This window comes from Aphanothece hegewaldii CCALA 016 (genome assembly GCF_003007785.1).
Classification (GTDB): Bacteria; Cyanobacteriota; Cyanobacteriia; order Cyanobacteriales; family Microcystaceae; genus Chroococcus; species Chroococcus hegewaldii.
In genome coordinates, this window is record NZ_PXOH01000064.1 from 1 (window position 1) to 10,212 (window position 10,212).

Here is a 10,212-nt window from a genome sequence, read left to right on the forward strand (position 1 = left end):
CCTAAAGGAAGATCATTCAATGACTTGATCCCCGCGAAGACATTAAATACTTCTTCTTCAGAGAGAATCGGTGCAATTCCTCGGCAACGAAACCCAAAAACCACCCGAAAACTTTCTTTTTTATGGGGCTGCAACAAGGTTGCCCCTACTTCTCGACCACCATCTAGATATTGAAGGAAAGTCAACAAGTGAAAGTTATCTTCAAAGGGCGTTAGCTTTTGCTTTTTCCCTCGAAGTGGGTCTGTAATGATTTTTGAGCCGATTTTGACCATTTTCTTGACCTACTCATCTAATAACCGACGGTTTCGTTTTCGCTGACTTTGAGCTTCCCCAGACGACAGTACGGGTTGATAGGGTACGATCGCTCTTGTCCAGTTCGGCGTTTCGACTAACCGCCCGAAGAAAGCGTACATCCCGCCAAAGGTCAGAACCCACCAAGTTGCCATTCCCCAGCCACTGGTAACGATGACCCAAATCCACGACAATCCCAAGACTTTTTTTAAAATGACAAAACACAATCCAAAAATAATTGCCCAGGGAAAGATCTGATCTCCTGGCATAAAAAAGATGCGGGGCGATTTATCTAAATTGCGGTAAGATGGCATCAGTTCTAGACCAGTCCTATCGCATAATCACCACCAAAGACACCCGCCGCCACGATTAATGGTGTTTTAGCCGCTTGCTTCCAATCCTCTTCTTCGCGGGATGACCCGATGACCTTAGACACCGCCCAAGCGATATAGACAATAAACAGCACTTGTAGGACACCAAAGCCAAATTTGGTAATCGGAACAATCGTCGCCGCGTTCGTCCCCGCAAAAATGCCGTTAATCTTGGTTTGGATATTGGTAAAGAAAAAGCCAGAAGAAAGAGAAGGCGTTGGTGTGGTTGTTCCCGCAAATACTGGCACACTGATGCCATCTAGGAGGAAAACGAGAAAACTAACTAACCAAGCAATTGGCCAAAGTCCGACTCGATCTAGTAATCGCTGTAAACGTACCAGTTGGCGGCGTGGACTTGACCACGCATACAGATAGGCACACATCAGAATCGAGACGAGAAAAATCGAGTAGCCAATCAGTGCAGTTGGACTAAGATTGCCCGTTTTGAGCAGCATTTGCGATAAATTGAGCATCATCGTCGCCCAACTGAAAAGCAAAACCTGACTAAGCGTGAACTTTTTTAAAAGCTTTGACCATAAATTCGTAGACGTGCGCCGTCTTGTCACTGCTATCATCGAATCTCCTCAACAACTGTTTTTTCTTTAATACCGTTTTGAGCCAGTTAAAATCACTACCCTTTTAGTACCTTCTGGTGTTAAATAATGTGAAGGGACTCTTACTGTCTGAAGAAGCCGCAAATCTTTATTGTTTAGGCTTTCAACGGTTTTAATAAATTTCACGTTTCGGGTTCTAGATTTTTTAGATTTTTGAGTCAAAATTGTTCTAACCCTAATCTGATTAAGCTTTCGAGAATTATTTCTTTTTGTTGCCTTTTCAGGTATCTTTTGGATAGATATGTCTAAAATCATTGCTATTTTCAATCAAGCGGGTGGTGTTGCTAAATCCACCCTTACCCTTAATCTGGGCTACTCTCTCAGTCAACTTCAGCAAAAAGTTCTCTTAGTCGATATTGATCCCCAAGCCTCCCTGACGACTTTTCTGGGACTAGAACCTTCAGAACTTGACCAAACTCTGTATCATTCGATTCTTCACGATGCCCCTTTACCGATTCATTCGATTCATGGACTTGATTTGGTTCCTGCTAATATCGATCTAAGCGGTGCCGAACTTGAATTAGTCACTGCCGATTTGCGAGATCTTCGCCTTAAAGACGCGCTAGAACCTGTGGAAGGGAAATACGATTACATCCTGCTCGACTGTCCGCCTTCTCTGGGCATCTTAAGCTACATTAGCCTGGTTGCTGCCACTCATGTCTTAGTTCCCATCCAAACTCATTACAAAGCCCTACGAGGTACAGAACTCCTGCTTAAAACCGTTAGTCGAGTGAAAAAGAAACCCAATAAATCTCTGGCATTAGCTGGATTTATCCCAACTTTATATGATTCTAGAACTTCACAGGATACTTTGAGTTTACAAGCGATTAAAGAGCAACTTTCTCCCCTCGCGCCAGTCTTTGATCCTATTCCTCGCTCAATTGCCTTTGCTGATGCGGTTCAAGCCCATTTACCCCTTGCCCTCTATCAACCGAAACACCCGACGATTTCTTTGTTAAACAATATTGCTCAAGCTCTCCTTTTACGCTAATGCCGACTTCTAAAACACCAAAACAACCCTATCAGATCAACACCCAGGGCATCGATCTACTTTTTGGAGCCGATGACGAAGCTCCACCGCCTCAATCGATTTCCCTAAAATCGATTCAACTTCCACCCCAACAACCGAGACGGTATTTTGCTCCCCAAAAGCTAGAGAGTCTGATTACTTCTATTCAACAACAGGGGATTTTACAACCTTTGATTGTTCGTCCTCTAGATGATGAGCATTACGAACTTGTTGCTGGAGAAAGACGCTATCGAGCCGCTCAAACCCTTACCCTTGAGACCGTTCCTGTTGTTATTCGAGCTTTTAGTAATGATGAAGCCTGGGAGATTGCCTTACTTGAAAACTTACAACGGGAAGACCTCAATCCCCTAGAGGAAACTGAAGCGATTCTGCAACTGCTGGCTAATCGACTACAGATTACATCTGATGAAGTTATTGCGCTCATTAATTTGACGGCTCATCCAAAACGGGAATCTGTGCATAACGTTATGCACAGTGAACAATGGTTACAGCTAGAGTCGATTTTTACGGCTCTTGGACGGTTTACCCCTAATAGTTTTCGGGTCAATCGCCTGCCTTTACTCAAGCTTCCTGATGAGATTAAAGCAGCACTCAATCAGGGTGAAATTGACTACACCAAAGCTAAAGCGATCGCTCAAATCAAAGACCCACAACAGCGAAAAGAATTATTAGAAAAAGCCGTTACTCAAGACTTATCTCTAAGCCAAATTAAAGAAGAAATAACAACGCTTTCACGTCAGGCTGCATCGACTCCCATTATTACGCCTCAAAAAACTTTAAGTGACACCTATCAACGACTTAAAAATGCTCAACTTTGGAAAGATCCACAAAAATGGAAAAAAGCTCAAACTTTGCTCAAAAAACTTGAGGAATTAATTGAAGAAAATGTTTCTAATTAATGATTAAAAGCGTTAACTAAGGTGTCACCAAATTTACTAAAATTTTATCATGGGACGGATGTTTATAGTGCTTTAGACATTCTCAATAATGGTTTGAATGCACAGCGTTTACTGGCTTTACAAAAACAGCCAGTACAATTAGGGGCTTTTGCATTTTTAAATCGAAGAGATACATTAAACATTGAAAGAAGGGGGACAACCTTCTAAAAACAGATTAATTATGATACCCATGAACTAACTAAACAAGGTTGTCCCCCTTCTTTCCAGTTTTTTTCTAGGAGCAGAGTTTAAACCCTATCTTTGAAGAATCATGAAACAGCAATACTCGTTAAATGATTTGACCATTCGCCCCACTCATCAACAAAAAAATGATGAAGGAATGACCGAGCATACGCATAAAATTATTTTCAAACATCCTTTAAATTTAGAAGAGAAACAGCAGTTTATACAGTTAATCAAAAGTATTCAACAATTGATTGCTCCTTCGCAATTAGAAAGGGAGCAGGTGATTTTCACGACCGATAATCAAGTTGATTATCAACTAAAACAGCCTAGTCTTTCAGGAGAGTGGAAAAACTTACTCTTTGCCAAATTAGCGGTTTTTAGCACTGAAGTTAGTGAAATTCTTGAACATGATGGCAATCGAGTTTTTAGTAAAATTGCGACAAAACACGAGCAGCGTGAGCTAAATCACAGGAAAAACGAGCCAATTCAAAGAATATAGAGGTGGATAAGGCGAGTCCCTTTTTTAACCCGATCAAAGCATGACGTGACAAGCGTTTTGCTCCTAGAAAAAAACTGGAAAGAAGGGGGACAACCTTGTTTAGTTAGTTCATGGGTATCATAATTAATCTGTTTTTAGAAGGTTGTCCCCCTTCTTTCAATGTTTAATGTATCTCTCTTCTTGCGCTAATAACGCTGCTTGGCAGTAGTTGAGTCTTTCTAGACCGATAACGACGATTTTTTTGACTTCTGCGTACTTTAGTAATCTTTTCGGGAACTCTATAACTGTAATCTTTGAAATTTATTTATAAAAGTTGTCTGGAGTCATTATTCCCGCTAATCTGGAAAGACCTATTAAAACTAGCATTGCCTAAAAACTTTTCAGAATCATTGGTTCACTGGATAAAAAAACACAACATGATCTCAGGGGAAATTAAAAGTCAAATAGACCGCATTTGGGATGCCTTCTGGTCGGGTGGGATTGCCAATCCTCTCGAAGTCATCGAGCAAATTACTTACCTGCTTTTTCTGCGTCGCCTCGACGACCTGCATACTCTAGAAGAGAACAAAGCCAACCGACTCAAGCGACCGATGGAACGCCGAATCTTCCCAGAGGGTGAAGATATCAAGAAACGTTCCTACGATGATTTGCGATGGTCGAGGTTCAAGCACTTTGCCGCGTCGGAGATGTTTGCTGTAGTCAACGATCATGTTTTCCCTTTTCTGCGAGCGCTGGGTGGGGATGATTCGACTTACGCGCACCATATGAAAGATGCCCGCTTTACGATTCCGACACCTGCGCTATTGTCTAAAGTGGTGGATTTGCTAGACGGTGTGCCGATGGAAGAACGCGATACTAAAGGCGATCTCTACGAATATATGTTAAGCAAAATTGCCTCGGCTGGACAAAATGGGCAGTTTCGCACGCCGCGCCACATTATTGGGCTGATGGTGGAACTAACTGCACCGAGTCCTAGGGATGTCATTTGTGATCCCGCTAGTGGAACTTGCGGCTTTCTAGTGGCCGCTAACGAATACCTGCGGCAACATCACCCAGAACTTCTCCGCAATGCAAAACTGAAGGAACACTTTCATCATCAGATGTTTCACGGGTTCGATTTTGACAATACCATGCTCCGTATTGGCAGTATGAATATGCTGCTGCATGGCGTAGAAAACCCAGATGTGCGCTACCAAGACTCGCTATCAGAGGAACATTCAACTGATGAAGAATCATATACTCTAGTTCTGGCCAATCCGCCTTTTGCGGGTTCATTGGACTATGAGAACACGGCTAAAGACTTATTGGCGATCGTTAAAACCAAGAAAACTGAGTTATTATTTTTGGCTCTGTTTTTAAGATTACTCAAACCTGGAGGACGGGCGGCGGTAATTGTGCCAGATGGGGTACTTTTTGGTTCTTCTAAGGCACACAAGGAACTACGTCGTTTATTGGTAGAGGAGCAGAAGCTAGATGCGGTGATCTCTTTACCAGGTGGTGTATTTAAGCCCTATGCGGGTGTTTCGACGGCGATTTTGCTATTTACTAAAACGAACTCAGGTGGAACTGATTTTGTTTGGTTCTACGATGTGGATGCTGACGGGTTGAGTTTGGACGATAAAAGAACGCCTTTGCTTGCTGAAGATAAATTAGGTGCTGTACCAACGGCTGCGCTAACAGCAGAGGAACATACTAAGAATAATCTGCCAGATGTGCTGACTCGTTGGCAACTGCGGAATACTACGGAACGAGAGCGACCACGCACTGCTCAGAGTTTTTGTGTACCCAAAGCTGATATTGCATCTCAGGGGTATGATCTTAGTTTGAATCGTTATAAAGAAGTAGTGCATGAAGAGGTGGAGCATCGCGCACCAAAAGATATCCTTGATGATTTGGCCAAGCTTGAAGCAGAGATTCAGCAGGGAATGACAGAATTGAAGAAAATACTGGGATAAAATGCTATGAAAACGCTTAATGAAATCAGGCAAGTTTTATCAGTTAACAAAAAGTCTTTGTGTGAAAAATCTCAAATTACTGAACTAGGTGTGTTTGGGTCTTATGCGAGAGGTGAGCAGACGGAAGCAAGTGATGTTGATATTTTGGTTGATTATGAAATAGCACCAACTTTTATTATGTTAGTGGAACTTAGGGATTATTTAAGTCAACTTTTTGGTTTAAAGGTTGATCTGGTGACGAAGAACGGGCTTAAATCTCGGATTCGGGAGCGCGTTTTGGCTGAGGCAATTTATATATGAAGCGCAGTTATACAGAATTTTTACAAGATAATAGATAACAGAACGCTCCTAATCTTGACTAATATTTTCAAATTATCGGAAGGCTTAATATGGTTTCACCTGAAATACTGACTAATTTAAGAAAGCTAAATCGAGCGGATAAATTGTATGTTATCCAAGTGCTTGTTTCTGAGTTAGCGCAAAAGGAAGAAGACTTAATTAAAGGAGAGCAAAGTTATCCTGTCTGGTCGCCCATTGATGCGTTTGAAGCGGCTGATGTGATGCTGAAAGTTCTAGAAGATTCTAGGAGCAAAAAATGAATGATGAGCGACCTTAATCGATATACTTATATTTCTACAGATCCAGGATTGGGAGAGGCGGGTTTTCGTCCAATGTTACCGCTTTGTTTGTTTCATCAGCAAAATTCTGTAACGGGCTCTGGGTTACTAGATACTGGCGCATCTGTGAATGTTATGCCTTATGACTTGGGGATAGCTCTGGGTTATGAGTGGGAACGTCAGACAACTGCTTTAAGTTTGACGGGTAATTTATCCCAGTATGAGGCGCGGGTTGTGTTGGCGGAGGCGATAGTTGGACAGTTTGAACCTGTGCGGTTTGTTTTTGCCTGGACTCAAGCAAAAAATCTCCCTTTGATTTTGGGTCAGGTTAATTTTTTTATTGAATTTGATGTCTGTTTTTCTCGTTCTCAATTATCATTTGATGTTAATCGAAAGCAGCTATAAATATCGTGTACCCAAAAACATCTTTAGTAATTTGGCAAAATAGAAGGGAGTGTTATCGAAATAAATGAATTAGAGGGGATGCTGGGATGAGTCAATGGAAACATTTACCTCTTTGAGAATTGTGCCAAGTAACGGCTGGAGGTACGCCATCTCGTACTAATCCAGCTTACTTTGATGGTGGCATTCCGTGGGTAAAAATCGGTGATATGTTGCAAGGACGTATTACATCGACCGAAGAAACAATTTCTCGCAAAGGATTGGAAAATAGCGCGGCTAAACTACTTCCCAAAGGTACTGTACTTATTTCGATTTTTGCTACAGTTGGTCGCACAGCAGTACTGGATTTAGAAGCAGCGACCAATCAGGCTATTGCTGGTGTTACTCCCCGTAATCCTAACCTTCTAGAATCGAATTATCTACGTTATTTTTTGAACAATATTGCCAATGCACTTGAACGGCGGGCGCGTGGTGTTGCTCAGTTAAATATCAACTCTACAATTTTAAAAGCATTATTGATTCCTCTACCACCATTATCAGAACAAAAGCGAATTGCAAAAATACTTGATCGCGCAGAAGAACTTAGGTCTAAACGGCGGCAGGCGATCGCTCAACTCGACACCCTCACCCAAGCTATTTTTATTGAGATGTTCGGCGATCCAATTACAAATCATAAGAATGTAAAAACTGTACCTCTTGCAACAGTTTGTAAACGAATTACTGATGGAACTCACCAGCCTCCAAAATGGAGTACATCAGGTCATCCATTTTTATTTGTAAGTAATATTGTGACTGGAGAAATAACATTTGATACAGCAAAATTTATTTCTAGTGAAACTCACAAAGAATTAACACGGCGATGCCCGATTGAAGTCGGCGACGTTCTCTATTCCACTGTTGGCTCATACGGCGTTCCTGCAATTGTTAAGACTCAACGTAAGTTCGCTTTTCAGCGTCACATTGCTCATATCAAACCCGACTCAAATTTTATAGATTCACAATTTTTGTGTGCGATGCTTGCATCACCACCATTAAAGCAGCAAGCTGACCGTACTGCTCGCGGGGTGGCACAAAAAACTATCAATCTTGAAGAAATTAGAAAATTTACAATTTTCTGTCCACCAATTAATATTCAGCAAGAATTTGCCCAACGTATCGAAGCAGTAGAAAAACTTAAAGCCGTTCACCGCACTTCACTGTCAGAACTTGATGCTCTCTTTGCTTCCCTCCAACATCGTGCATTCCGAGGAGAGTTGTGAACCGTGTGGCAACCATGCAAATTTCAGATTCCTACTCTAAAAACTCCATAACCTCTTGTAAAACATCGGCTAGATGAGGCTTTTCACAGGCAATTACATCATCAAAAAGATGTTTATGGTGAGGAAAGCTAGATAAGTTAGGAAAGTGAGGTGTACTATCATAGCGAAAAATTAAATTATTTTGTGCATCCTGAAAATGATAGCGGTAATCAATGTATGTAACCTGATTATTGACCACAACTAAAATCTCACTGATTGCCAGTAAATATCTGAGAGCGAAACGGATTCTAATGCGGAGATTAGCCCTCTGTGTTGTTAAAATGACCGCATTATATTCTTCAACATATACATTAGAGCAGTTGAGTAAAAGTTGCTCAATTTCATCTAAATACGCTTGGATAATTTTACGCGACATCTTTGAGTTTGCTCTCTAAATGTTGGTGTAGAGCTAGATAATGTTGATAATTCCCCGCCCATTCGACAAATACCTCATCATCAGAAGTCTCTCCTTGACTATACTTATTAAAAAAGTCTTCTGAAGTCATTTGGTATTTAATTTCATAAACATTTAACTGTTTAGCAAGAGCAATTACAGCATCCAGTTCTGATGTATATTCAATAACTTGTTTACGCATCCTTTAATCCATTTAATTTTCGGAATTTATCCTAATCATATTGTAAATTTAGCTAAAAATGAGATCAATTAATCGAATCTGGGCAAACTAGATCTAGTAAAACTGAAATATTGAGCGGAGTAGACGGGAATTATGAATCAATTTGTTTTCCTTAAGCCCGAATTCCCTGAAATCTACGAAGAAGCCTACAAAGCCTTTAGACTGGCTTATCCTGACCCCCGAACCGCCTGTTTTTATGCCCGTCGTGCTTTAGAGTTAACCGTAAACTGGTTATATAAACACGATAATTCCCTAAACTTACCGTATCAAGATAATCTGAGTGCCTTGATTCACGAACCCACCTTTAAAACTTTAGTGGGTCAAGCAGTATTTAATAAAGCGCGCATTATTATCAAATTGGGTAATCAGGCCGTTCATAGCTCTAAACCGATCTCGATTAACGATGCCACCATTGCGGTACAAGAATTATTCCATGTTACATACTGGTTAGCCCATACCTATGGACGCAGCAGCCAACCAGATCCTAAACTAACCTTCGACCCCAATGTACTGCCCAAAACCGCACCAGTTCCTAAACAAACTATTGAACAACTTCAGAAACTAGAAACTCAACTTCAAGAGCGCGATGAAAAACTTTCCACACTTCTAGCAGATAAGAACGCACTAGATGAAGAACTAAAGCAATTACGAGCTTCTATAGCAGCAGTTAAGAAAGCCAACACCAGTCAACCAGATCCCCACGACTATTCGGAAGCACAAACCCGCGATATTTTCATCGATCTATTGCTCAAAGAAGTAGGATGGCCGCTCGACCAACCCCGTGACCGAGAGTTTGAAGTTACGGGAATGCCAAACTCATCAGAGCAAGGTTTTGTTGATTATGTACTTTGGGGCGACGATGGTAAGCCTTTGGGACTCGTAGAAGCCAAGCGAACTCGAAACGACCCCCTGGAAGGAAACTAGACAAATATGGACAGCCTTTTTGAATTAGTTCATCGGTATCATAATTAATTTGTGTAGTTGAAGGCTGTCCATATTTGTCAGGGTTTTGTGTATCCCCGTATCGGGCAACAACAAGCCTTACTATATGCTGATTGTTTAGAGGCACAATTTGGTCAGCGTCCCGTTATTTTTTACTCCAACGGTTACGAGCATTGGCTATGGGATGATACAAATTATCCCCCGCGACAAGTGCAGGGCTTTTACAAAAAAACAGAGTTGGAATTGCTTGTACAGCGTCGGACTAAGCGCAAGTCTTTAGCCAAAGCCTCTATTAAACCAACCATCGCCGAACGCTATTACCAAACTCGTGCGATTCGTCGTGTTACAGAAGCATTCGAGACAGATCTAGACCGCAAAGCTTTGATTGTCATGGCGACTGGTGCAGGGAAAACTCGAACAGCGATCGCCTTAGT

At 41.5% G+C, this 10,212-nt stretch carries 16 protein-coding genes; 11 read left to right on the top strand and 5 right to left on the bottom strand.

The genetic code is table 11. The features are described 5' to 3' along the window. The 3 genes from C7H19_RS24270 to C7H19_RS24280 all read right to left on the bottom strand — a co-directional run. On the bottom strand, positions 1-272 hold a 272-nt coding region (locus C7H19_RS24270; protein WP_146136585.1), incomplete at its 3' end, for a hypothetical protein. Positions 273-281: 9 nt separating this feature from the next. Further along, on the bottom strand, positions 282-605 hold the full coding sequence (locus C7H19_RS24275) for a hypothetical protein (protein ID WP_106459487.1): 324 nt from the start codon (positions 603-605) through the stop codon (positions 282-284). Between the two features lie 5 nt (positions 606-610). After that, the gene (locus tag C7H19_RS24280; RefSeq protein WP_106459488.1) at positions 611-1,237 is read right to left on the bottom strand and encodes a hypothetical protein; all 627 of its coding nucleotides are present in this window, start codon (positions 1,235-1,237) and stop codon (positions 611-613) included. Positions 1,238-1,517: 280 nt separating this feature from the next. Between C7H19_RS24280 and C7H19_RS24285 the strand changes: the two genes are divergently transcribed. The 9 genes from C7H19_RS24285 (at position 1,518) to C7H19_RS24325 (ending at position 8,162) form a co-directional block, all read left to right on the top strand. Beyond that, positions 1,518-2,267 carry a ParA family protein gene (locus tag C7H19_RS24285; protein WP_106459489.1) on the top strand — a complete coding sequence of 250 codons (750 nt, stop codon included), beginning with the start codon at positions 1,518-1,520 and terminating at the stop codon, positions 2,265-2,267. Next, positions 2,267-3,205, top strand: coding sequence for a ParB/RepB/Spo0J family partition protein (locus C7H19_RS24290; RefSeq protein ID WP_106459490.1), 939 nt, complete (start codon positions 2,267-2,269; stop codon positions 3,203-3,205). The genes C7H19_RS24285 and C7H19_RS24290 overlap by 1 nt, the downstream gene beginning before the upstream one ends. Before the next feature lie 21 nt (positions 3,206-3,226). Beyond that, a complete protein-coding gene (locus C7H19_RS24295) occupies positions 3,227-3,412 on the top strand; it encodes a hypothetical protein (protein ID WP_106459491.1) in 186 nt (61 codons plus the stop codon). 103 nt (positions 3,413-3,515) lie between these two features. Then, complete coding sequence (locus tag C7H19_RS24300; protein ID WP_106459492.1) at positions 3,516-3,929, top strand: hypothetical protein; 414 nt, start codon at positions 3,516-3,518, stop codon at positions 3,927-3,929. 293 nt (positions 3,930-4,222) lie between these two features. After that, on the top strand, positions 4,223-5,884 hold the full coding sequence (locus C7H19_RS24305; RefSeq protein WP_245927769.1) for a class I SAM-dependent DNA methyltransferase: 1,662 nt from the start codon (positions 4,223-4,225) through the stop codon (positions 5,882-5,884). Positions 5,885-5,890: 6 nt separating this feature from the next. Then, a complete protein-coding gene (locus C7H19_RS24310) occupies positions 5,891-6,184 on the top strand; it encodes a nucleotidyltransferase family protein (RefSeq protein WP_106459494.1) in 294 nt (97 codons plus the stop codon). A gap of 89 nt (positions 6,185-6,273) precedes the next feature. Next, on the top strand, positions 6,274-6,483 hold the full coding sequence (locus tag C7H19_RS24315) for a hypothetical protein (protein WP_106459495.1): 210 nt from the start codon (positions 6,274-6,276) through the stop codon (positions 6,481-6,483). 3 nt (positions 6,484-6,486) lie between these two features. Then, entirely contained in the window at positions 6,487-6,906 is a 420-nt protein-coding gene (locus C7H19_RS24320; RefSeq protein WP_106459500.1) for an aspartyl protease family protein, read from the top strand. A gap of 119 nt (positions 6,907-7,025) precedes the next feature. Next, positions 7,026-8,162 carry a restriction endonuclease subunit S gene (locus C7H19_RS24325; protein WP_106459496.1) on the top strand — a complete coding sequence of 379 codons (1,137 nt, stop codon included), beginning with the start codon at positions 7,026-7,028 and terminating at the stop codon, positions 8,160-8,162. A 31-nt stretch (positions 8,163-8,193) separates the two neighbouring features. Here the strand turns inward: C7H19_RS24325 and tumE are convergent, their stop codons facing one another. Together tumE and tumA are read right to left on the bottom strand one after the other, a co-directional pair. Next, positions 8,194-8,577 carry a toxin TumE gene (tumE, locus tag C7H19_RS24330; protein ID WP_106459497.1) on the bottom strand — a complete coding sequence of 128 codons (384 nt, stop codon included), beginning with the start codon at positions 8,575-8,577 and terminating at the stop codon, positions 8,194-8,196. After that, the gene (tumA, locus tag C7H19_RS24335; RefSeq protein WP_106459498.1) at positions 8,567-8,797 is read right to left on the bottom strand and encodes an antitoxin TumA; all 231 of its coding nucleotides are present in this window, start codon (positions 8,795-8,797) and stop codon (positions 8,567-8,569) included. The genes tumE and tumA overlap by 11 nt, the downstream gene beginning before the upstream one ends. A 132-nt stretch (positions 8,798-8,929) precedes the next feature. Here tumA and C7H19_RS24340 point away from each other — a divergent pair, with 132 nt between their 5' ends. Next, positions 8,930-9,760, top strand: a complete 831-nt coding sequence (locus C7H19_RS24340) for a DUF4145 domain-containing protein (RefSeq protein WP_106459499.1) — start codon at positions 8,930-8,932, stop codon at positions 9,758-9,760. 87 nt (positions 9,761-9,847) lie between these two features. Further along, a partial coding sequence (locus C7H19_RS24345) for a DEAD/DEAH box helicase family protein (RefSeq protein ID WP_245927771.1) occupies positions 9,848-10,212 on the top strand: 365 nt, incomplete at its 3' end.